Annotated in this window: 24 protein-coding genes; 16 read left to right on the forward strand and 8 right to left on the reverse strand. The window is 65.5% G+C overall.

Annotated features, from left to right (window positions below; all coding sequences use genetic code 11):
• Positions 1-28 precede the first annotated feature (28 nt).
• On the forward strand, positions 29-1,138 hold the full coding sequence (locus ASF32_RS22690) for a GNAT family N-acetyltransferase (protein WP_244477937.1): 1,110 nt from the start codon (positions 29-31) through the stop codon (positions 1,136-1,138).
• A gap of 117 nt (positions 1,139-1,255) precedes the next feature.
• Complete coding sequence (locus ASF32_RS22695; protein WP_056434118.1) at positions 1,256-2,584, forward strand: LLM class flavin-dependent oxidoreductase; 1,329 nt, start codon at positions 1,256-1,258, stop codon at positions 2,582-2,584.
• Positions 2,585-2,626: 42 nt separating this feature from the next.
• Here ASF32_RS22695 and ASF32_RS22700 read toward each other — a convergent pair whose 3' ends face one another.
• Complete coding sequence (locus ASF32_RS22700; RefSeq protein WP_056434120.1) at positions 2,627-3,130, reverse strand: ferritin-like domain-containing protein; 504 nt, start codon at positions 3,128-3,130, stop codon at positions 2,627-2,629.
• 604 nt (positions 3,131-3,734) lie between these two features.
• Here ASF32_RS22700 and ASF32_RS26725 point away from each other — a divergent pair.
• The 3 genes from ASF32_RS26725 to pqqA all read left to right on the forward strand — a co-directional run bounded on the left by ASF32_RS26725 (position 3,735) and on the right by pqqA (position 5,043).
• A complete protein-coding gene (locus ASF32_RS26725; RefSeq protein ID WP_244477938.1) occupies positions 3,735-3,866 on the forward strand; it encodes a DUF2735 domain-containing protein in 132 nt (43 codons plus the stop codon).
• 84 nt (positions 3,867-3,950) lie between these two features.
• Positions 3,951-4,766 (forward strand): shikimate 5-dehydrogenase, encoded by an 816-nt coding sequence (locus tag ASF32_RS22705; RefSeq protein ID WP_056434122.1) that lies wholly within the window; start codon positions 3,951-3,953, stop codon positions 4,764-4,766.
• A 187-nt stretch (positions 4,767-4,953) separates the two neighbouring features.
• On the forward strand, positions 4,954-5,043 hold the full coding sequence (gene pqqA / locus ASF32_RS22710) for a pyrroloquinoline quinone precursor peptide PqqA (RefSeq protein WP_018043773.1): 90 nt from the start codon (positions 4,954-4,956) through the stop codon (positions 5,041-5,043).
• A gap of 112 nt (positions 5,044-5,155) precedes the next feature.
• Here pqqA and ASF32_RS22715 read toward each other — a convergent pair whose 3' ends face one another.
• Both ASF32_RS22715 and ASF32_RS26085 read right to left on the reverse strand, forming a co-directional pair.
• On the reverse strand, positions 5,156-6,313 hold the full coding sequence (locus tag ASF32_RS22715) for a LuxR C-terminal-related transcriptional regulator (RefSeq protein WP_056434124.1): 1,158 nt from the start codon (positions 6,311-6,313) through the stop codon (positions 5,156-5,158).
• An 87-nt stretch (positions 6,314-6,400) separates the two neighbouring features.
• Positions 6,401-7,498, reverse strand: coding sequence for a helix-turn-helix transcriptional regulator (locus tag ASF32_RS26085; protein WP_056434126.1), 1,098 nt, complete (start codon positions 7,496-7,498; stop codon positions 6,401-6,403).
• A 296-nt stretch (positions 7,499-7,794) separates the two neighbouring features.
• Between ASF32_RS26085 and ASF32_RS22725 the strand changes: the two genes are divergently transcribed.
• From ASF32_RS22725 to ASF32_RS22735, 5 genes are all read left to right on the forward strand, one after another.
• Entirely contained in the window at positions 7,795-9,081 is a 1,287-nt protein-coding gene (locus ASF32_RS22725; RefSeq protein WP_056434128.1) for a calcium-binding protein, read from the forward strand.
• 266 nt (positions 9,082-9,347) lie between these two features.
• A complete protein-coding gene (locus tag ASF32_RS25670; protein ID WP_156467939.1) occupies positions 9,348-9,497 on the forward strand; it encodes a hypothetical protein in 150 nt (49 codons plus the stop codon).
• A gap of 71 nt (positions 9,498-9,568) precedes the next feature.
• A complete protein-coding gene (locus ASF32_RS26090) occupies positions 9,569-9,721 on the forward strand; it encodes a hypothetical protein (protein ID WP_200919237.1) in 153 nt (50 codons plus the stop codon).
• 250 nt (positions 9,722-9,971) lie between these two features.
• Entirely contained in the window at positions 9,972-10,250 is a 279-nt protein-coding gene (locus ASF32_RS22730) for a hypothetical protein (protein ID WP_056434129.1), read from the forward strand.
• A gap of 358 nt (positions 10,251-10,608) precedes the next feature.
• On the forward strand, positions 10,609-11,712 hold the full coding sequence (locus ASF32_RS22735; protein WP_056434131.1) for a helix-turn-helix transcriptional regulator: 1,104 nt from the start codon (positions 10,609-10,611) through the stop codon (positions 11,710-11,712).
• Between the two features lie 33 nt (positions 11,713-11,745).
• On the opposite strand, the gene ASF32_RS22740 is transcribed toward ASF32_RS22735, so the two are convergent.
• A complete protein-coding gene (locus ASF32_RS22740; protein WP_056434133.1) occupies positions 11,746-12,654 on the reverse strand; it encodes a LysR family transcriptional regulator in 909 nt (302 codons plus the stop codon).
• A 93-nt stretch (positions 12,655-12,747) separates the two neighbouring features.
• On the opposite strand from ASF32_RS22740, the gene ASF32_RS22745 reads away from it, so the two are divergent.
• Both ASF32_RS22745 and ASF32_RS22750 read left to right on the forward strand, forming a co-directional pair.
• The gene (locus tag ASF32_RS22745) at positions 12,748-13,620 is read left to right on the forward strand and encodes an aldo/keto reductase family oxidoreductase (protein WP_056434135.1); all 873 of its coding nucleotides are present in this window, start codon (positions 12,748-12,750) and stop codon (positions 13,618-13,620) included.
• A 472-nt stretch (positions 13,621-14,092) separates the two neighbouring features.
• Entirely contained in the window at positions 14,093-14,353 is a 261-nt protein-coding gene (locus tag ASF32_RS22750) for a hypothetical protein (RefSeq protein WP_056434137.1), read from the forward strand.
• A 282-nt stretch (positions 14,354-14,635) separates the two neighbouring features.
• Here ASF32_RS22750 and ASF32_RS26730 read toward each other — a convergent pair whose 3' ends face one another.
• Entirely contained in the window at positions 14,636-14,944 is a 309-nt protein-coding gene (locus tag ASF32_RS26730; protein WP_244477940.1) for a hypothetical protein, read from the reverse strand.
• A 202-nt stretch (positions 14,945-15,146) separates the two neighbouring features.
• On the opposite strand from ASF32_RS26730, the gene ASF32_RS22760 reads away from it, so the two are divergent.
• Complete coding sequence (locus ASF32_RS22760) at positions 15,147-15,413, forward strand: hypothetical protein (RefSeq protein WP_056434138.1); 267 nt, start codon at positions 15,147-15,149, stop codon at positions 15,411-15,413.
• A gap of 45 nt (positions 15,414-15,458) precedes the next feature.
• Here the strand turns inward: ASF32_RS22760 and ASF32_RS22765 are convergent, their stop codons facing one another.
• Positions 15,459-15,755: a hypothetical protein gene (locus tag ASF32_RS22765; protein ID WP_244477941.1), complete on the reverse strand. Its 297-nt coding sequence runs from the start codon at positions 15,753-15,755 to the stop codon at positions 15,459-15,461.
• A gap of 140 nt (positions 15,756-15,895) precedes the next feature.
• Between ASF32_RS22765 and rsgA the strand changes: the two genes are divergently transcribed.
• Positions 15,896-16,912 (forward strand): ribosome small subunit-dependent GTPase A, encoded by a 1,017-nt coding sequence (gene rsgA, locus ASF32_RS22770; protein ID WP_056434142.1) that lies wholly within the window; start codon positions 15,896-15,898, stop codon positions 16,910-16,912.
• A gap of 61 nt (positions 16,913-16,973) precedes the next feature.
• Positions 16,974-17,603 carry a 2,3-bisphosphoglycerate-dependent phosphoglycerate mutase gene (locus ASF32_RS22775; protein WP_056434144.1) on the forward strand — a complete coding sequence of 210 codons (630 nt, stop codon included), beginning with the start codon at positions 16,974-16,976 and terminating at the stop codon, positions 17,601-17,603.
• A 50-nt stretch (positions 17,604-17,653) separates the two neighbouring features.
• Here the strand turns inward: ASF32_RS22775 and ASF32_RS22780 are convergent, their stop codons facing one another.
• Together ASF32_RS22780 and dinB are read right to left on the reverse strand one after the other, a co-directional pair.
• On the reverse strand, positions 17,654-18,040 hold the full coding sequence (locus ASF32_RS22780; RefSeq protein ID WP_056434146.1) for a phage holin family protein: 387 nt from the start codon (positions 18,038-18,040) through the stop codon (positions 17,654-17,656).
• Positions 18,041-18,157: 117 nt separating this feature from the next.
• Positions 18,158-19,249: a DNA polymerase IV gene (gene dinB, locus ASF32_RS22785; RefSeq protein ID WP_056434148.1), complete on the reverse strand. Its 1,092-nt coding sequence runs from the start codon at positions 19,247-19,249 to the stop codon at positions 18,158-18,160.
• Between the two features lie 344 nt (positions 19,250-19,593).
• Here dinB and ASF32_RS22790 point away from each other — a divergent pair, with 344 nt between their 5' ends.
• Positions 19,594-19,995: a response regulator gene (locus ASF32_RS22790; RefSeq protein ID WP_348271432.1), complete on the forward strand. Its 402-nt coding sequence runs from the start codon at positions 19,594-19,596 to the stop codon at positions 19,993-19,995.
• Positions 19,996-20,161 lie beyond the last annotated feature (166 nt).

A 20,161-nucleotide genomic window follows, 5' to 3' on the forward strand; every position in this document is an offset into this window, starting at 1 on the left:
CGGCGCCTCCGGAGCGCGGAGCTATGATGTGGCGATCGCATCCGACTGGACGGAGTGCGTGCCCGGATGGACGGGTGCGCCGACGCCGTTTCAGGATCCGGTCTGGATCGAGACCTGGTATGAATCGCTCCAAGACCGCGCGGGGCTGACGCCCCTCCTGGTGACGGCGCGGGACAGGGCAACGGGGGTGCTCGCGCTGCATCTTCCCCTCGTGGTCGACGAGACGGGGCCCCGCCGCATCATCGCCTTCGCCGATCTCGGCCTCACCGATTACAACGCGCCGCTCCTCGGCCCAGCGGCTCCGAGAGACCATGCCGGCGCCCTGGAGCTATGGCAGGCGATCCGCTCTGCGCTGCCCCGCGCCGACCTTCTCTCTCTGCGCAAGATGCCGGCGACCTTCGCCGACGGGCCCAATCCGCTGTCCCTCCTCAGGGGTGTGTCCCCGTGCCCGCTCAACGGCAACGAGGTCAGGACGGGCGAGGATTGGGAGGCCTATCATCGCAGCCTCGCCAAGACCGTGCGCAAGGAGCTGGAGCGAAGCTGGAGGGTGTTTTCCCGCGAGTCCGAGACGGCCTTCCGCATCGTCACCGACCAGGGCGAGGCCCAGCGGGTTCTCGAGGTGATGGCGCGCCAGCAGGAGGCGCGCATGCGCAGCATCGGCGCCGATTACCGCCTCGACGAGGCCGAGTTCGACGCCTTCTACCGTCGCCTCGTCGGACGGGGCCTCGGCCACGGCTACGCCGTCGTCAGCGCCCTGACATCGGGCGACGAGGTCGTCGCGGCGTTGCTCGGCATCCGCAATGCCGACACCTACGTCATGATCCGCATCAGCAATGCCGGGGGGGAATGGTCCCATTGCTCGCCCGGGCGCCTCGTCATCGACAAGACCATGGAGGCACTTCATCAAGAGGGTTGCCGCTCGTTCGACTTCAGCATCGGCGATTACGATTACAAGCGCCGTTTCAACGTCGAGCCCCTGCCGCTGGTCGATTTCACCGTTTCCCTCGGCTGGCGTGGCCTGAAGAGCGCGGCGCGGGCACGGCTGGTCTCGACCCTCCGCCGCTATCCCGCCCTCGACCGGCGGATGCGGGACGTCGCCCGCCGGGCCGCCATCCTGTGGCGGGAACGACGCCCGTGACGGCGAACCGGCGCTGAGATTTTCCCGGCCATTTCCCTCGAAATCCGGGAGCCTTTTCTCTCTCCGCTGCTCTATTCCGAAGTCGTGCTTTCACGCACCGGACGGAGATAGCCTCGGATGACCCAGCCTCGTCGCCTCCATCTCGGCGCCTTCATGCGGCCGATCGGCATCCACACCGCATGGTGGCGCTATCCCGGTGGATATCCGGACGCGAATTTCAGCTTTCCCCATCTCAAGCGCTTCGCCCAGCGCCTGGAGGCGGCCAAGTTCGATGCGTTCTTCATGGCCGACCATCTGGCGGTGATGAACATGCCCATGGCCGCGCTGAAGCGCAGCGCCACCGTGACGTCCTTCGACCCGATGACCCTGCTGCCGGCGCTCGCTGCCGTCACCGAGCGGATCGGGCTCATCGCCACGGCCTCCACGACCTATAACGAGCCGTACCATGTGGCCCGGAAGTTCGCCTCCCTCGACCATATCTCGAATGGCCGCGCCGGCTGGAACCTCGTCACCTCCGGCAACCCGGACGAGGCCCTGAATTTCGGCCGGGACGCCCATCTCGACCACGCGGTCCGGTATGCCCGCGCGCGGGAATTCTTCGATGTGGTCACCGGCCTGTGGGATTCCTGGGCCGACGACGCCTTCATCCGCGACGTGGAGGAGGGGGTCTATTTCGATCCCGACAAGCTCCATGTCCTCGACCATGCCGGCGAGTTCCTGAAAGTGAAGGGGCCGCTCAATATCGCACGCCCCATCCAGGGCTGGCCGGTGATCGTGCAAGCGGGGGCATCGGAAGCCGGCCGCCAGATCGCCGCCGAGACCGCCGAAATGGTGTTCGGCGCCGGTTCGAAACTCGCCGCCGCCCAGGAATTCTACGCCGACGTGAAAGGCAGGATGCCCGCCGCCGGCCGCGATCCCGACCATCTCAAGATCCTGCCCGGCGCCTTCATCGTCCTCGGCGAGACGCGCGACGAAGCCGAGGCCAAGAAGGCCCAGCTCGATGCGCTCGTGCCCACGGACAGCGGCATCGCCAACCTCTCGGTGCGCCTCGGCGTCGATGCTTCGGAGTTCGACCTCGACGCGCCCCTGCCCGATCTCCCGGAGACCAATGCCAGCAAGAGCGCCCAAGCCCAGATCGTCGGCTATGCCCGGAAGACCGGGGCCACGGTGCGCGAACTCGCCCAGCGTGTCGGCGGCTATGGCGGGCTCACCATGGTGGGGACGCCGGCCGAGGTGGCCGACCAGATGGAGGAATGGCTCGTGACGCGGGCCTGCGACGGGTTCAACGTCATGTTCCCCTTCGTGCCGGAAGGCCTTGACGACGTGGTCGATACCCTGGTGCCCGAACTCCAGCGCCGGGGCCTGTTCCGCACCGAATACGAAGGCACGACCCTGCGCGACCATCTCGGCCTGCCGCGCCCAGCCAACCAATTCTTCCCAACCTGACGGACGGGCCGCCCTCCGACCGGGGAGGGCGGCGTTCTCGGGTCAGGCGGCGCGGCGGTTGACCTGGCTCTCGGCCATCCGCGTCAGGCGTTCGTCGGTGGCGCGCTCCTCGTTCAGGGTCTGCTGCAGCACGCTGGCGCAATCGTCCCGGCCGAGCTGCTTGGCCCAGGCGACGAGGGTGCCGTAGCGCGTGATCTCGTAATGCTCCACCGCCTGTGCGGAGGCGATGAGGGCGGCATCGAGGACCTGCTTGTCGCCGATCTCTCCGGAGACCTCGTTGGTCTCCTTGATAATCCCGTCGATGGCCGGGCAAGTCACTGCCTTCGGCGTATGACCATGCATCTGAAACACCTGCTCCAGCCGCTTGATCTGACCCTCAGTTTCCGAAAGGTGCTTCTCGAACCCACTCTTGAGTTCGGGATCGGTCGCCTTGGCGATCATCTTCGGCAGCGCCTTGGTGATCTGGTTCTCGGCGTAATAAATGTCCTGCAGGGTATGGACGAACAGATCGTCGAGAGTCTGGATGTCCTTGCTGAAAAGACCCATGGCTCGTTCCTCCTTGTTTGAATGACGTCGTGACAGGCCAAACGGGATCGATCCGGCGGACACAATATGGACCGGATCGTTCTCCAGCATCCATGCGCACACGGCAAAGCTTGACCCAAGTTAAGCGATGATATCGGCGTGCGCTTGCTAGGCTTGATCAAGATATTTACGCCGTCATGGTTCCGAACGACCTGATGCGCGGGAGGTCTGGATTTGATCCGCCCTCACATGGGAGCAAGACGATACGCTCGGCTGCTCGAGGGCAGCGCGCCGATGACGAAGCACAATCGCCACAAAGCCGTCCGTCATCGGCATGAGCAGGAGCGAAAGAGGAGTCCGGCGGCGGCAGCGCACCATACATTCACGCATGAAACAAATTCAGGCATGCTCGAATTACCGGCATGGCGTGCCTTTCTCACGTTTAGCCAGTGCAAATATCAGATACCGCTCATATCATAACGAGACGTCGGGGGCATGAAGGCCCAGCAGCTTTTGGAGACGTTGGATCATGACTTTGAGCTCACCTCGGAATTCAGCCGAAATCTTTGCTTTCGTGCCCAGGAAGGTTGCAGCATCGGCGCGTGCCCATTCGACAGGCACACGCATGGGCAGCAACGCCGTGGTGGACCTCGCTTCACGCATCTCGCGCCCCATGGAACTGCCGAGGATGGATTTCTGCGACGGCTGGTACCACGCCGAGGCGATCCTGGACGACGGGCGCAACCGCAAGGCCTGACGGGCGCGACGTATCGCGGGACGTGATATCGCTCCGGTGCCGGAGTGCGGGGCATGCCGCGTCTCCGAGCGACCGGAGACCGCGATGAAGCCCCCGATCGGACGCGAGACCACGCTCTGCATGTCCCTGTCGGGACGGCCGGGTCATTTCGGGTCGCGTTTCCACAACCAGCTCTACGAGCTCATGGGGCTCGACTACGTCTACAAGGCCTTCACCACGACCGACCTGCCGGCTGCGATCGGCGGCATACGGGCTCTGGGCATTCGTGGCTGCGCCGTCTCGATGCCGTTCAAGGAGACCGTGATCCCGCTTCTCGATCGCCTCGAAGCTTCGGCCGCGGCCATCGACAGCGTCAACACGGTGGTGAACGAGGCCGGCTGCCTCACCGGCTACAATACCGATTACATCGCGGTCCGCCTGCTCATCGAGAAGCACGGCATCGATCCGCAGACACCGTTCCTCCTGCGCGGGTCCGGCGGGATGGCCAAGGCCGTCGTCTCAGCCCTGCGCGATGCGGGCTTCGTGGATGGTACGGTCGTCGCCCGTAATGAACCGGCCGGGCGCGCCCTGGCGGAAAGCCATGGCTATGGCTGGCGCCCCGAGATCGGCGAGGCGCAGGCCCCGCTCCTCATCAACGTCACACCCCTCGGTATGGAAGGGCCGGAGGCCGAAACCCTCGCCTTTCCGCCCCCTCAGATCGCTGCCTGCATCGTCGCCTTCGACGTGGTGGCGCTGCCTTCGGCGACGCCCTTCCTACGGGCGGCCGAAAGCATGGGAAAGCGCGTCATCACCGGCCACGACGTGGTGGTACTGCAGGCTCTCGAGCAGTTCGTTCTCTATACGGGCCGAACTCCCGACGAGAATCAGGTGAAAGAGGCCGCGGCCTTCGCCCGGACCTGACGGAAGCGGTCCGTCCGCATGCGGCTTCCCCCTCTTTTCCATGAGAGAAAACTAAGGGAATCCTGCAGAATATTTCCGTCTTTCTGCTTGCTATGGGGCAGGGCGGACAATAGGTATTGCTCAAGCGCGGTCGTGCCGCGCATCTGAGATGTCTTCTAAAGAAGACTTGCAACGCAGGAGAAATATCATGGCTTGGACTGCCCCCGTCGTTCAGGAAGTGTGTGTCGGCATGGAAGTCACCAGCTACGAGTCGGCTGAGATCGACACCTTCAACTAAGTCGGCCGGAAGCGTCTACGCTTCCCACCGATAGAGCGAGACCAAGGTCTCCGCGAGAAGCCGCCTTCGGGCGGCTTTTTGCGTTCATGATACTGGGTGACGCCTGCACCGTTCAGGGTTTGGTATCGGCTTCGCGCTCGCGCCGTCGGCTCAGGATGGCATCGAGGCGCGCGACGATGATGGCGAGTTCGCTCTGACGCCTGACGCCGAGCTTGCCGAAGATCGCTTTCAGGTGAACCCGCACCGTGCCCTCCCGGACCGCGAGCAATTCCGCCGCCTCCCGGGGCGAGCTTCCCCGGCCGATCTCCATCGCCACAAGAGCCTGCATCCGCGTCAGGCCCAGTTGCTCGAGTTGCGGGGCAACGGAAACCAACACTGGCGGCGTGACGGGATGGAGCAGGAGCAGGACCCCGCCCTTGGCCGAGCCGATCAATTCGAGACCGGGCTCACCGGTGCGCAGGGGCATCGCCTCCGCCAGCAGCCAGGGGGACCCACTCGACGAGCGCAGGATGATGGGTTCGGCCGCGCAGGGCCTGTTCTCCGCCAGGGCGGAGGCGACGAGGCGGTCGAGTCGCGGGCCATCGGCCGCCACAACGGTCCTCACGGGCTGGCCCAGGGCGATCTTCAGGCAACCGGCAACCATCCTCTCGGAGCCGGGATTGACGAACCGCACGGCGCCACCCCGATCGAGCAGGACGACGCCGATCTCCGCCCGCGCCAGGGCCGAGCCGAGATCGGCCGCCTGCCGGTGGGCGACGCCGAGCCGCGCCGTGAGGTCGAAGGCCCGCGCGACATGCGGCCCCAACAGCGTGAGCAGGCCGATCTCCCCGGCTTCGAAGTAGCCTTTGCCGGCCTCGCGCAGGGCGCTCACCGTCATCAGTCCGCCGCCGGGATCGGGGGCGAAGAAGGCCACGAGTTCGTCGAGCCCGTGCTTGGCGCAGAAATCCTGAAAGAAGGGATCCTTGCGCTTGTCCTCCGGCGTGAACAGCATCGCATCCGCCACGACGAGGCCGGGCCGCATCCCGAGCCCCCGCGCGCGGGCGATACGGCTGTCATGCTCCCACCACCCGCCGCTATACGCGTCGTGCACCTCCCGCAGGCTGTCCGAATGGAGTGTGTCCGCCGTCCGGCGAGGATCGTAGGAGACGATCACCGTCCCCCGCGCTCCGAGGCAGGCGCTCACCTGCTCGAGAACACCCGGCCAGAGCGAGGCATCGAGGGCGGCCGCGTAGCAGGCATCGACGAGACGCAGCGGGTCAGGATTGGTCATGGCGATCCGACGAACCCGAGTGGGCGGCGCTTTTCATACAGGCAACTCCACGGGACAACAGGACACGGATCGGCTCGTCCGATCGTCTTACGATGTCCGCCAGTCCGGCGGGGTCGTTCCCGCGAGGAGCCCGACGAGTTCGGCTTGGCGGTTGGTTCCGGTCTTGGACAGGACGGATCGCAGCTGCGTCCGGACCGTGCTGGTGGCGACGCCGGTCCGCAGGGCGATGTCCTCCACCGTCCTGCACAGGGCGATCTCGCGCGCCACCCGCGCTTCGGCCACGGTCAGGTCGAACAGGCCGGACAAAACAGTGAGGTCGGGCGCGGCGCCTTGCGCCACGGGCGTGAAGATCGCGATGGCGGAGGCGGCGTTGAACAGGTCCGCCGCCGCCCGCCGGATCGGCAGGAGATGCAGGATCACCGGGCCGCGCTCGTCCGTGGCCGGGATCGGGATGGACCGGGTCGAGGTCCGCCGCTCCGTCGCCAGTCCTTCGAGGGCCCGCTCCAGCAGGCGGTCCGCCTCCGGGTTGGACAGGGTCAGGCGATGCGCCTCCCGGATGGTGCTTCCGAGGAACGCCGCGCAGCCGGCATTGATGGCCAGGATCTGGGATTGCCTGCCGAGGATCGCGGCGGGAATGTCGACGACATCGAGCGCCTGAGCCGCCACCCTGACGGTCTGCAGCCGCAGCCTCGCCGACATGGTGGCTGCCCGGGCGAGGTGAGGGCGCAGGGCATCGAGGCGGGCGACGATCTCGCCGGGGACGGGACCGCGCGCGAATTCCCGCTCCACGTTGAGGATGAGCCGATCCCCGCTCGGCACCGCGATGGCGCTGGCGACGCCCCAACCCAGGCCCCTCGGCCGCAGAAAGTCCCGAAAGACCGGCTCCACCTCCATCTCGGCGGCGGTGTAGACGTCGAGGTCGGTGAGGAAGCCGGCATGTTCCCTGGCGAACAACCGCGCCGGCCTGTCGGTCCGCGCCGGCCAGCCCCCGGCGACATATTCGGCGATCCCCGCCTCGAAGCCCGGGGACGTGACGTATCTGAACTCGCTGCCCACCGTCGTGAACAAAAGCGCGCCTTGTCCCTCGCCGACCCGCACCAGTTCGGCCAGTACACTAGGCCACATCTCCGGAATGACGGCGGCTTCGTAGATATGGTCGATCAGGACTTCGGAACTGACGGTCATTGGCATCGTCTAAACCAGATCCAGCACACGTTATGATGAAGATCGACATCATTATGTAATCCGCATCGATGGGCCGGCCGCGGCGGACTCCGCATGAATGCCGAAATGCTTGATTTTAAGGCATGGCTTATCATGGCTTGAGCCCACCAGCACAGTCCACAAGCGAATCGTTGACTCGACATACTCCGTTTGGGGGATGTGCGGCATGCAATCGGGTGCTCTAACCGCGCCGGGCAAACGAATGACCGTCGTGATGTTCGAGATTCGAGACGGTCACGACGCCTTTCCAGGGGAAGATGACCATCACGGCGACGCGCAACGTTCCGGGCACCTACGCAACGATCGCCGATGCCATCGCGGCTTCGGATCCCGGAGATACGATCGCGGCCTCCGCTGCATATGGCGGGAATGAGACGGCTACCGTGACGGTCGACGACCTTCGTTTCAGCTCCCCCTCCAGCGTTACCGGCACGGATTCGGTGCTGGTTTCCAATGCCGGCCTGACCGCTGGTGTCACCACCATCGGATCGGCCAGGAACGACACCCTCATCGGTGGCCTCGGCAACGACACCTACGTCACCGAGGCCCTGGACGGCGGCACCGACCTCGTCCTGAGCTCGGTCTCCCTAACCCTCGGCGACAATGTCGAAAACCTGACCCTGACGGGCGCGATCGCCCTCGACGGCACCGGCAACGCCCTGGCCAACCGGATCACCGGCAATGCCGCCGCCAACGTCCTCGACGGCGGCACTGGCCGCGATACCCTCATCGGTGGCCTCGGCAACGACATCTACGTCACCGATGGCGGCGACACGATCGTCGAGGCGCTCGGCGCCGGAACCGACCTCGTTCGGAGTTCGGCGACCCTGACCCTTGGCGGAAATCTGGAGAACCTCACCCTCACCGGAACGGGGGCGATCAAGGCGACGGGCAACGCCCTCGACAACGTGCTTTTGGGCAACGATGCCGCCAGCGTCCTCAATGGCGGGACCGGTACCGACAGGCTCACCGGTGGATTGGGCAACGACACCTACATCACCGATGGTGGCGACAAGATCTTCGAGGTGGCGGGGGGCGGCATCGATCTCGTGCGGAGTTCGGTGGCGTTCAGCCTCGGCAACGAGCTCGAGAGCCTTCTCCTCACCGGCAGCGCGGACATCATCGGGAATGGCAACGACCTCGCCAACACGCTCACCGGCAATAGCGGTGCCAACATGCTCAATGGCGGTCTGGGCGACGACATCCTGAAGGGCGGAGCCGGTGCCGACATCTTCTTCTTCAAAACGGCGCTCGGCTCGGGCAATGTCGACAGCATCGTCGACTTCGCCGCCATCGACGACACGCTCCGACTCGAGAACGGAATCTTCACGGCACTGACCAAGACCGGAACCCTGGCGGCGGGTGCCTTCAAGGATCTCGGCGCGGCCGGTGCCATCCTCGATGCGGACGACCGGATCCTCTACGATTCGCGGACGGGCGCCGTCTCCTACGACGTGGACGGCAGCGGATCGGCCGACGCCCTCCAGTTCGCCCTCCTCACCTCGCGCCCAGTCCTGACATTCCAAGATATCCTCATGGTCTAGGACACCTGACGGGCCTCCCGCTGACGATCGGGGTCACGCGGAACGGGGCGGGAGCCCGATTTCATAAGAGCCACGCGCCGACACCCGGCGGCATGAAACTGCCCGGTCTGGGGATTGCCCCGGGCTCCCCGGGGAGGCGGGGACCGAGGCGCCATGGCCTCGGAACGGTAGAAGACATCGTTCACCCTGTCTCGAAACCACGCCGCAACGTATCGCCGCCATGATGTGGCATTCACGCGCCGAACGGCGGCAAGATCGAGGCTTCCATGATCACGGATCTTCACGTCTGGCGGCTCTTCATCGCGCTCGGCGCCTTGGGCGCGGCGACCGCACCGCTGCTGAAGCCGTTTCTGTCTTATGAACGGCCAAGCCGATGTGCGCGCCGGCACAGCGAAACGGATCGCGGCCAGCTATGAACCATTCAGCCGCCATAGGCGCATGATCTCAAGGTGACGATCCGACCGCGACGCAGCCCCAGGAATCCGACATGACAGTTGCACGTCCCTTCCGCTGGCTGCTCGCCCTCGTCACGCTGGTCCTGCCGGCATCGCTGATCCAGGCTCGGCCTCCGGTCGACGGATGTGAACGCGGCAAGGCGAAGGATGCTCAGAGTCAGGTCGTCTTCCGCCACTACATCTGATCCTGATCCCGGATCGGCGGCAGCTTCGCGGAATCCGTCGTCCTGTTCCCGGAATTCCGGAATGGCATCCCCTCATCTCAGCCGCTCGCCCTCGTTGGACGGCAGAACATTGATGGAGCGGCAAGGCCACCGGCTCCCTTCAGCTACGGTTCAACCAGTATGGTCTAGCTTGGGCAGCCTTACGAGATAGGCCGCCCCGGTCCGGTGGCGGCGGGATTGCGCAAGGCGCGTCGCGCACCCCGTGGAAGCCATGCTCGCTCTCCCCACAACGACCCTCGGCACGCCCGTCCTGCACATCCCGCCCAGGGGGGCGGAGCTTCCCCGCCCCGGCGCGGAGGCATCCCAGGCCTTCCTACGTAGCATGATACCCGGCCTCGATCTCGCCTTCGGCCTCGAGAGCGCTGCCGACCTGCCCGAGGACATTGCACGGCTGATCGCCCGGCTTCATGCCGGCCCCCTGGGTGCGCTTTCACAGGAAACGGCTTCGGACAGCACTCGATTGTCGGCGCCTGCCTACGAGCCGGCCTGATGCCGGCGATGGAGCGGCAAGCCCAGGCGCGGCGAAGCGAGCGGCGTGGCGATGATCGAAGGGATCCAGCTCCCCCGCCCTGCAGCGTTCTTGCAACTATTGACCGTCGATTGCTCTATGCAGGTCCGAATCTTTGACCAACCGCTAGCTCTTCGAACGCTCTATCTATTTATAACTATCAGTAAATATTGCAATATTGCCAGAAATTTCAACCACAATATGATCCGTTTATAAAATAGGCACCTCATCCAACAAAAACATATCAAGGTCTTTTCAATTTAGTTCAGCCGGGTTATTTTTCTTCAGCCGAGAGTGCATCGCTTTACGCGGGAGCGTTCGACGCCGCTGAAGGATCAAGATGTTCCTCGACGACGAGACTTTGCAAGACATCGAAAACTCGCTCGTCACATCCGCGCTTCAGTCTCATGACTGGGACAAAGCAGTCGCCAAAATCGCGACTTCCACGGGCGCGAGAGGGGTCGTCGCCATCCCGTTGAAGGGACGCGTACCCGGCCTGCCGATGAGCGCCAGTCTCGAAGCGGTGGCCGACGGCTATTTTCGCGACGGCTGGTCGAAGAACGATTACCGCGTGAGAGGCGTCCCCAAGCTTCTCAAGACAGGCATGTTCGTCGATCAGGACTACGCGACGCCGGAGGCCATGCGATCCGAAGCGTTCTACGCCGACTACTTGCGCAGCCACGGCTTTCAATGGTCCGCCGGACTGATGGTCCAGGCGGGCGATGATGCTTGGGTGATGATGATGCAGCGGACCATCCAACAGGGGCCCTACACCTTGGATGAGCAGATCGCCTTGCGGCGCCTCATCGCCCCCCTCAACCGGGCCGCCCAACTGGCCCACAGCCTCGGCGAGGCGCGTCTCACGGGCATCGCCGACGCCCTGGAAACGGTCCGCAATCCTAGCGTGCTCCTCGACAGGACGGGACGGGTTCTGCGGGTGAGCAGCGGCGCGGAACGCCTGTTCGGACCCGATCTGACTGTGCGGCTCGGGGAACTCGTCGTTCCCTCCGATGCTCAGGCCACGGCCCGGCTTCGCGCGCATATCACCGGCGCCATCTGGTCCAATCCGCAAGCTGTCTCACTCGCCTCCGCGCCGATCGTCATCCGCCGGGAGGCCAAGCGGCCTCTCACTCTCCGGGTTCAGCCCCTGCGCAAGGCGGGGCTGGAGTATTTCGACGGCTGCCGCGCCATTCTGACGATCACGGACCTCGATGACAGCCGGGAACTCGCCGGTGACATCCTGAAAACGTTGTACGGGCTAACGCCACGGGAGGCCGAGCTCTGCCACAGCCTGCTGGCCGGCCACAGCACCGGCGAATGCGCGGACAGGCTCGGCATATCGATCCATACCACCCGGACCCATCTGAAGAAGATCTTCGTCAAGACGGATACGGCGAGCCAGACGGAACTGATGATCGTCCTGAGCCGAAACTTCGGCCTCTGAGCAGACGACGAGGCGCTCGGTCACGCGGCGAGATCAGCGAGGATCGCGATGCGCGCCGATGAAGTCGACGAAGGCCCTCAGCGGCGCGGGAAGGTAGCGCCGGCCCGGATAATACAGGAACGGGCCGGAGAACGATTGCCACCATGGCTCCAGCACGGGCTCCAGAACCCCGCTCTCGAGATGCGGGCGTAGCCAATCCTCGAACAGGGTAATGATCCCGGTCCCCGCAATGGCGGCATCCACCGCGAGGTCGGTGGCGGCCCCGACCCGGACGATGAGGGGACCGCTGGGGTCGATGCGAACGACCTCGCCCTCACGCTCGAATTCCCACGCCGTCGTCGCGCCACTCGCGAAACGGCCGCCGAGGCAGGCGTGGCTCAGCAAGTCTCTCGGATGGGCGGGACGCCCGTGACGATCGAGATAGGACGGGGAGGCGGCCGTGGCGAAGCGCTGCCGGCGCGGCCCGATCGGAACCGCGATCATGTCCTGTTCGAGCCGCTCGTCGTAGCGGATCCCGGCGTCACATCCAGCGGCCAGCACATCCACGAAACCGTCCTCGGCCACGATGTCGAGCCTGATATCGGGATAGGCTTCGAGGAAAGGCGGCACGATCCGCGGCAGCACGAGCCGCGCCGCGCTGACCGGCACGTTGAGCCTGAGTGTGCCGGCCGGACGATCGCGAAAGCCGTTGACGACGTCCAGCGCGGCATCAACCTCGCCCAAGGCCGGCATCAATCGTTCGAGGAGGCGTGCGCCCGCTTCGGTCGGCGCGACACTGCGGGTCGTCCGGTTGAGGAGCCGGACGCCCAGCCTGGCCTCCAGCCGGCGGACCGCCTCGCTCAAGCCGGATGCGCTCGCGCCGCTCGCCCGTGCGCCGTCGCGAAACCCGCCGGCTTCCGCAACGGCGACGAATGCCGCCAAATCCCCGAGATCGGTCGCCATTGTTCGCCTTTTCGCACATCCCGTGCGGATAAGGGCGCATTATCACGCAATCCATGAGGCATTACAGTCCTGGTCATCCTACAGGAGAGTCGCATGACCAAGATCGGACAGGCTGGGACCTACGCCCTCGGGGACCGCACCGTGAAGCGCCTGGGCTACGGCGCGATGCAATTGGCGGGGCCGGGCGTTTTCGGTCCTCCGAAGGACCGGGCCGCCGCCATCGCAGTGCTGCGCGAAGCGGTCGAGCGCGGCGTCAACCACATCGACACCAGCGATTTCTACGGACCGCACGTCACCAACCAGATCATCCGCGAAGCGCTCCACCCCTATCCGGACGACCTCATGATCGTCACCAAGATCGGAGCCAGGCGCGGTGCGGACGCCTCCTGGAATCCCGCTTTCTCCGCAGCGGAGCTCACGAGCGCCGTCCATGACAACCTGCGCAACCTCGGCGTCGACGCCCTCGACGTGGTCAACCTGCGCATCATGCTCGACGTGCATGGACCGGCCGAAGGCTCCATCGAGGCGCCGCTCTCCATCCTCGCCGATCTCCAGCGACAGGGCCTCGTCCGCCGGATTGGGCTGAGCAACGTAACGGCGCGGCAGGTGGCGGAGAGCCGATCCCTCGCGACGATCGTCTGCGTCCAGAACCAGTACAATCTGGTCCATCGAGCCGATGACGCACTGATCGACGATCTCGCCGCATCCGGCACCGCCTATGTCCCGTTCTTCCCGCTCGGCGGCTTCAGCCCGATCCAGTCGGCGGCCCTGAACGAGATTGCCGAGGGGCTCGGCGCGACGCCCATGCAGGTCGCGCTGGCCTGGCTCCTGCGCCGCTCTCCCAACATCCTGCTGATCCCCGGCACGTCGTCGGTCGAGCACCTGCGCGAGAACATGGCCGCGGTGGAACTCGACCTGTCCGACAACACGATGGCGGCGCTCGACCGTATCGCACCCTCGACCTGACACAGGCCGGCAGAGGATCATCGACGAGCGAGGCGATGCTCTTCGCCGATGATCGACCGGGGATGATCCGGCGCGCGAACCGATGCGGACGATGGCGTGAGGGGGAAGAGAGCCGCCCACACGCCGTCGGCACAACTCGTCCGAATGGCACTCGCATGGGCGAGACCGGAACGGCCATTCTCGAAATCAGGCCCTGGTCACAGCCACTTCCGCCATCGCAGGCCCTGCGACACTCATTCCCAAACTATTCAGGGATTATATAACCAACACTTTTGTATTTGATTGTCCCGTCAAATAATTCGATGCCGGAATGCCATATACATCGATGACATAGGCTTGATCAGGATCTTTAATCCGCTGCACCACGTGCGTGCCGACACGCCACAAAGGAAATTATTAATTCATATTGGCTTCACACAGAAGAAGCAGCCGGGATACGGAGGCTTCACAAGAAAAGAAAGTCATTGCCCATATGAAGTCTTACATCGCCGCCCTCTCGACTGCTCTCGTCGTGGGACTGACATCGATCTCGCCTACGATGGCGATGGAGCGTCCCTCGCGTTACACGGCGTTCGCTCCCTACGACGTCGAGACCACCAACGCGATCCGAGCCGATCGTCGAGCCCCCGCGTCCTTCGGTTGTCCGATGAGTTCGGCTGCGGAGGGCAACGCAAACCAGCAGACCCGCGACGTCATGCAATACGGCCAGACGTCCGGCGGAAGCCGCTGCTAACCCAGTCAGGACAGTTCATTGGCATCGATGCTGAAAGTCTTTTCCTACATCATGGTCGGCGTTGCATCGGTGATGCTGGCCGCGACCATCGTGGGCTCCGCCAATATACTGATAAATTCGTAACACGTCGTCCCGGACTACAATCCGGGACGATCTTCGAGATCCCCGGCAGGATCGGTTCGCTCCCCTGCGGCAGTATCCGTTAGGGGAACGGGTCGATCCGTCATTCGCTCGCACGAGGCGCGAGGGAACCCACACCCGGCAGACACTCGCCGTCCGGCCTCAGGGCCGGCGCATCTGCTTGCCGGCGTAAGCCACGAGCTGGGAAAAGGCCAAGGCCGCTGCCGAGGCCTGGACACGGCTCGGATACGGCATCGGAGAATGGGCGACCTCCTGGCCGTAAGCGTCACGCAGTGACCAGCCCCAGCGCCCGACCCGCTCCTCCAGCACGTCGAAATGCATGGCCCGGTCTCCGCTCGTGCGGGGTGACGGCACGCGTGCCGCCGAACCGGCATTCGCACGCTTCGCCATGCCCGAGGGCAGGCCGGCGAGAGAGAGATTTCCCGATATCCACAGGTCGGCCGTCTGCATCTTGACCTCCGCGCTTGAACCCTATGTTCTCTATATGTTCTTATGCGCGGAGTGTCCACCATGCTGGCCGATCCTTTGCTGCGGCTTGCGGCCCTAGCTACGTCCGAAGCGACGAACATGGCCGGCGGGGAGGCAGCTACCGGCAACGTCGCACCGGCGCAGAGCAGGATCCGGGGCTTATCTCCCGGTTCGGTGGCCTGACATGGAGCGCCTCTGCGACGTGAGGGCCTCGCACCTTGTCATCGCCTGCGGTCCCTGCGAGCGCCGGGGCATCTATCGGGTCGCCCGCCTCCGCCAGCAATTCGGCGATCACGCCTCGGTTCTGGATGTCTATGTGAGGCTCACGCAAACCTGCCGCTGGCAGCGTGAGGTCGGCAGCCGGCCGCCCAATGTCTACGCGGTCGGGTGTCGGGCCAAGCTCGACACGTCGGGCGGGGCCGTCGCGAACGGACTTCCCTCGAGGACATAGGCGAAGGGCAGTCTTCCGATTCCGCCGGGGCCGGCGGGGCCGGATTCACGCATCATCTTCGCGGCCGAACACCTCGCCCTCTTCGGCCAGCCGGGCATCCGCCTCGTCCGTCCGCAACTCCAGCAGGGCGCGGTACTCTCGCAGCCGCTGCTGAAGCTGCGTGCCCGCCTCCTCGCAATCGGCCGGCTCATCCGTGTCGAGGGCGCAGCCCTCGATCACCTCCGAGGTCTGGCGATCGACGGCCGCGCGGTCGGCCTCGCTCAATCCGGTCAGATCGCCGAGACCGAGTTCCGATGCGATCAGGGCCGCGATCTCCTCGCGCTTCTCCTCGAGCTTCGACATCGTCTGACCCATCCCTGGAATCCATTCTTCCTAATCCGTTGCCTCGATGATCGGTCACCTTGCCGCCACGGAGCAAGGGGAGGGCGCCAGGGGACGGCGAAGCGCTGGTCAATCCGCCAAGGCCCTGTCATGGCTGACCGGTGACCGATGATCTCAGCAACTCCCATCCCCTGCGGCCCTCCCGTCTCGGATGGTCCGACTTCTTCGAGGAGCAACGTGAACCGGCCGAGGCCGGTCTCGTGCCCATGCGGATCGCGACGGTCCACCGCTCCCGGCTGACCGCCCTATCCCTCACGGGGCCGGTGGGGCTCGTGCTTCCGGTCCATACCCAGACCGGCGATTTCGCCGTGGGCGATTGGGTTCTGGTCGAGCCCGAGACAGGGACGATGCAGCGCCGTCTGTCACGCAGGAGCGTGCTGCAACGGCGCAACGAAGGCGGAGGCCCGCTGCAGCTGGCGGCGGCCAATGTCGATACCCTCTTCGTCGTCACGTCGTGCAACGCCGATTTCAACATCGCCCGGCTGGAGCGCTACCTGGCGCTCGCCAATCAGGGCGGGACGAACCCGGTGATCGTCCTCACCAAGGCCGATATGGCGCCCGATGCCGAGAGCTACCGGCGGCAGGCCGCCGGCCTGCAGCGCGACCTCGCCGTCGTCACGGTCAATCCGCGCCTTCCGGACGCCGTGACGCTCCTCGCCCCCTGGTGCGGCGAAGGTCTGACCGTAGCGGTCGTCGGCTCATCGGGGGTGGGGAAATCGACCCTGGTCAACACGCTCGCCGGCCCGGACCAGGACCTCCCCCAGGAGACCGGCGGGATCCGCGAACACGACGCCAAGGGGCGCCACACCACCACGTCGCGTTCCCTCCATGCCATCGCGGGCGGCGGCTGGGTCATCGATACGCCGGGGATGCGCACGCTGCATGTGAGCGACGCCGCGGAGGGCATCGATACGCTGTTCGCCGAGATCGTCGAGCTGGCCCCCTCCTGCCGCTTCCGGGACTGCACCCATGCCCACGAGCCGGGCTGCGCCGTTCAGGCCGCCGTCACGGAGGGCACGCTCGATCCCGAACGTCTGATCCGGTGGCGCAAGCTCCTCGACGAGAACCGGGCCAACACCCCGGTGGTCACCGGCCCGCGCGGCAGCCGTAGGCGTTGACCCGCCGCCTGACTTCGCACAACCCGACTTCGCCCGACCTCCTGCGGACGCCCCTCCCCGAATGCTCCTTCCCGACCGAACTCTCGTCATCGTCCGCCACGGGCAGAGCCACGACAACGAGCGTGACCTCTTCTCCGGCATCCGAGATCCCGATCTGACGGAACGCGGCGTCAGCGAGGCGCAGAGCGCCGGGCGCCGGCTGAAAGAGCTCGGATTCGTCGTCGATCTCGCCTTCACCAGCGAGTTGACGCGGGCCCGGCGCACGATGGCCCTCATCCTGGCGGGCCTCGGGCAACCCGAACTCACCGTCCACCGGAGCGCCGCGCTGAACGAGCGCGATTACGGCGAGCTCGCCGGGTTGAACAAGCGCGAATCCCAGGAACGCTGGGGGGTCGAGCAAGTCCGTGCCTGGCGCAAATCCTTCGATGCGATACCGCCGGGCGGCGAAAGCCTGGCGATGACCGCCGACCGGATGCTGCCGTATTACCGGGACGAGATCGAATCCCGGATCCGGGAGGGCAGGCGGGTTCTTCTCGTGGCGCATGGCAATTCGCTGCGGGCGCTGATCATGCATCTCGACGGGATCAGCGCCACCGAGGTGGCCGACGTGCATCTCGCCACGGCCCAGATGCTGGCCTACCGCTTCGACGAGCGGGGCGGGGTGGTCGACAAACAGGCGATCTCCGCCTGAGCCCGGAGGTCGATCGGCGAGGAGACCGGAAGGCGGCTGCTGGCTCGGCGTCAGCGGGCTCTCAGAGCGTCCCGGTCCCGTGCGAGTTGGCGCCGCGTCCGCATCGGCTCCAGGTTCGAGAGGGACATCAACCGATACCCGAAGGCGAAGAGACCGAGCGTCACGGCGGCGAAGGCACCGCCGACGATCAGCGACGCGATCGCCTCCGAACCGATCAGGAGCGCCAGCCCTTTGACGAAGGCGACCAGGAGCACGAACAATCCGATCAGGACGAAGAGTGCCGCCATCAGGAAGAGGGCAAGCGGACGCGCCACCTGATTGACCGCCGACCCGATCTCGGCCTGGAACAGGGCGAGTTGCTTGGACAGGAGGATCTGGGTTTCGCCGATGGCGTCGCCGAGGAGGAGCAGGAGTCCCTTGTCATTCCGGCTGCTCATGCATTCCCTCTTATCCGCACGTCCTGGTCCGGACCCGATCGATCCATGAGCTGCACAATTCAGATAGTGCGCCGGTGTCGCGCGGCAATCGTCATCCGCCGTTGCCCGCTGCCGGGATCAGATCGCGAGCCCGAGCTGGCGCGGTCCCTCCGTCTCGCCCTGCTGCAGGCCCGACAGGGAGACGCCGAGCAGGCGAACGCTGCGGCGGAGCGGGAACACCGTGCGCAGCAGTCCCAGCACCGAGAGCATCATCGTATCGCGGCCGGCGACCGGGGCCTCGAAGGACTGCGCCCGAGTGATCTGGACGAAATCCGAGAATTTCACCTTCAGCGTGACGGTGCGGCCGGCGACGCCCTTGGCGCTGCAGGACGCCCAGACCTTGTCGATGAGCGGCGCCAGTCGCGCCTCCATGGAATCGAACTCGGTGAGGTCCTCCGAGAAGGTGGTCTCCGCCCCCACCGACTTCCGAATCCGATGGGCACGCACCTGCCGCTCGTCGATGCCGCGCGCCACCGAATGATAATAGGCCGCCGAGCTGCCGAAGGCCGCCTGCAGCTCTTCCAGGGAGCGGGCCTTCAGGTCGCGGCCGGTGAGGATGCCGAGGCGCTTCATCTTCGCCTCGGTGACGGGGCCGACGCCGTGGAACCGGCCGATGGCCAGATCCTCGACGAAGCCAGGGCCCATCACGGGCGTGATCACGAACAGCGCGTCGGGTTTGCGGAAGTCCGAGGCGACCTTGGCGAGGAACTTGTTGTAGGAGACGCCGGCCGAGGCCACGAGGCCGGTCCGCGCGAGGATCTCGGCCCGGATCGCCCGCGCCACTTCGGTGGCGGTGGCCAGCCCCTGCAGATTCTCGGTGACGTCGAGATAGGCCTCGTCGAGGGCCACCGGTTCGATGATCGCAGTATGCTGGGCAAAGACCGCGCGGATCTCTTCGGAGATCGCCCGATAGACCTCGAAGCGCGGCTTGACGAAGACGAGGTCGGGGCACAGGCGCCGGGCCGTGACGGAGGGCATGGCCGAGCGCACGCCGAAGGCTCGCGCCTCATAGCTGGCGGCCGCCACCACGCCGCGCTCGCGCGACCCGCCGACCGCCAGGGGCCGCCCTCGTAGAGCCGGATCGTCGCGCTGCTCGACGGATGCGTAGAACGCATCCATGTCGATATGGATGATCTTGCGGACGGGGGCAGTGTCGGCAGGGCTCGACATCGGATCGGGCTGTCACATCGGTGCACGGGGCAGCAGGCAGGCAACGCGTTCGGCCTTTGTTCCTCGCGATTTTCAGCCCTCGGGTCAACCGGCGACGAGGATCCGGCTTTTGCCGGCGAGCCATCGAACCGAACCGGTTTCAAGACGCATGACGTGTTTCGTCCGCCCGCAGGGTCCGCTCCCACGCAGGAGCGCATCGTTATAAACGGGATGATCCGGCCGGTGGGCTGAGTAATCGCCCCCCGCCCGACTGGTTCGACGCATAAGCAATCTACGTGATGGAAGAAGATGACGTTGACGGCATCATGGTTCCATCCGTTTCACAACGGGGGAATGGAGTAGACATGATGCCGAAGCGGACGCTCTGCAGCCGGCGTATCCTGGTGGTGGAGGACGAGTACTTCCTAGCCGACGAACTGTCGCGCGGTTTGTCCGATGCCGGCGCCGAGGTGCTCGGTCCCATCGCCACCATCGAGGGCGCCCTCGGCCTCCTGCAAGGCCCAACGCGGCCCGACGCCGCCATCCTGGATGTGAATCTCGGGGGTGACGAGGTCTACCCGGTGGCCGATGCCCTCCGTGCCCTCGACGTACCGTTCCTGTTCACCACCGGCTACGATCTGGCGACGATCCCGAACCGATACGCATCCGCTCGGCGGCTGGAGAAACCGGTGAGCAATGCGGCGGTCTTTCGGGAGCTCGACCTCATCCTCGGCGACCGGGCATCCCGGACGGACGCGGACGGATAGGGCGCGCACCGCCGGCTCGTCCCCTCGACGTCGATCGGTCCGTCTCGAGTGAAAGCGGCACCTTGGAGATTGGACCAATGCGTATTCGGCTTTCGGCACAAGTTTAAATTGATTCAGCGCGCCCTATCGCGGAAAGATTGATGACATTCGCGCTGGAGAGCGAAAT

The sequence above is a fragment of the Methylobacterium sp. Leaf91 genome, from assembly GCF_001422815.1.
GTDB lineage: Bacteria > Pseudomonadota > Alphaproteobacteria > Rhizobiales > Beijerinckiaceae > Methylobacterium.

Bases quoted from the DNA above. Each gene is read 5' to 3' on its own strand.
- pqqA (WP_018043773.1), top strand. From the start codon at position 4,954: ATGGCTTGGACTGCCCCCGTCGTTCAGGAAGTGTGTGTCGGCATGGAA.
- dinB (WP_056434148.1), bottom strand. From the start codon at position 19,249: ATGTCGAGCCCTGCCGACACTGCCCCCGTCCGCAAGATCATCCATATC.
- ASF32_RS26730 (WP_244477940.1), bottom strand. From the start codon at position 14,944: ATGCAGACGGCCGACCTGTGGATATCGGGAAATCTCTCTCTCGCCGGC.
- ASF32_RS22715 (WP_056434124.1), bottom strand. From the start codon at position 6,313: ATGACCAATCCTGACCCGCTGCGTCTCGTCGATGCCTGCTACGCGGCC.
- ASF32_RS22745 (WP_056434135.1), top strand. From the start codon at position 12,748: ATGACCAAGATCGGACAGGCTGGGACCTACGCCCTCGGGGACCGCACC.
- ASF32_RS22695 (WP_056434118.1), top strand. From the start codon at position 1,256: ATGACCCAGCCTCGTCGCCTCCATCTCGGCGCCTTCATGCGGCCGATC.
- ASF32_RS22735 (WP_056434131.1), top strand. From the start codon at position 10,609: ATGTTCCTCGACGACGAGACTTTGCAAGACATCGAAAACTCGCTCGTC.
- ASF32_RS22725 (WP_056434128.1), top strand. From the start codon at position 7,795: ATGACCATCACGGCGACGCGCAACGTTCCGGGCACCTACGCAACGATC.
- ASF32_RS22700 (WP_056434120.1), bottom strand. From the start codon at position 3,130: ATGGGTCTTTTCAGCAAGGACATCCAGACTCTCGACGATCTGTTCGTC.
- ASF32_RS22760 (WP_056434138.1), top strand. From the start codon at position 15,147: ATGGAGCGCCTCTGCGACGTGAGGGCCTCGCACCTTGTCATCGCCTGC.
- ASF32_RS22705 (WP_056434122.1), top strand. From the start codon at position 3,951: ATGAAGCCCCCGATCGGACGCGAGACCACGCTCTGCATGTCCCTGTCG.
- ASF32_RS22780 (WP_056434146.1), bottom strand. From the start codon at position 18,040: ATGAGCAGCCGGAATGACAAGGGACTCCTGCTCCTCCTCGGCGACGCC.
- ASF32_RS26085 (WP_056434126.1), bottom strand. From the start codon at position 7,498: ATGACCGTCAGTTCCGAAGTCCTGATCGACCATATCTACGAAGCCGCC.
- ASF32_RS22740 (WP_056434133.1), bottom strand. From the start codon at position 12,654: ATGGCGACCGATCTCGGGGATTTGGCGGCATTCGTCGCCGTTGCGGAA.
- ASF32_RS22730 (WP_056434129.1), top strand. From the start codon at position 9,972: ATGCTCGCTCTCCCCACAACGACCCTCGGCACGCCCGTCCTGCACATC.
- ASF32_RS22765 (WP_244477941.1), bottom strand. From the start codon at position 15,755: ATGTCGAAGCTCGAGGAGAAGCGCGAGGAGATCGCGGCCCTGATCGCA.
- ASF32_RS22775 (WP_056434144.1), top strand. From the start codon at position 16,974: ATGCTCCTTCCCGACCGAACTCTCGTCATCGTCCGCCACGGGCAGAGC.
- ASF32_RS26725 (WP_244477938.1), top strand. From the start codon at position 3,735: ATGGGCAGCAACGCCGTGGTGGACCTCGCTTCACGCATCTCGCGCCCC.
- ASF32_RS25670 (WP_156467939.1), top strand. From the start codon at position 9,348: ATGATCACGGATCTTCACGTCTGGCGGCTCTTCATCGCGCTCGGCGCC.
- ASF32_RS26090 (WP_200919237.1), top strand. From the start codon at position 9,569: ATGACAGTTGCACGTCCCTTCCGCTGGCTGCTCGCCCTCGTCACGCTG.
- ASF32_RS22750 (WP_056434137.1), top strand. From the start codon at position 14,093: ATGAAGTCTTACATCGCCGCCCTCTCGACTGCTCTCGTCGTGGGACTG.
- ASF32_RS22790 (WP_348271432.1), top strand. From the start codon at position 19,594: ATGATGCCGAAGCGGACGCTCTGCAGCCGGCGTATCCTGGTGGTGGAG.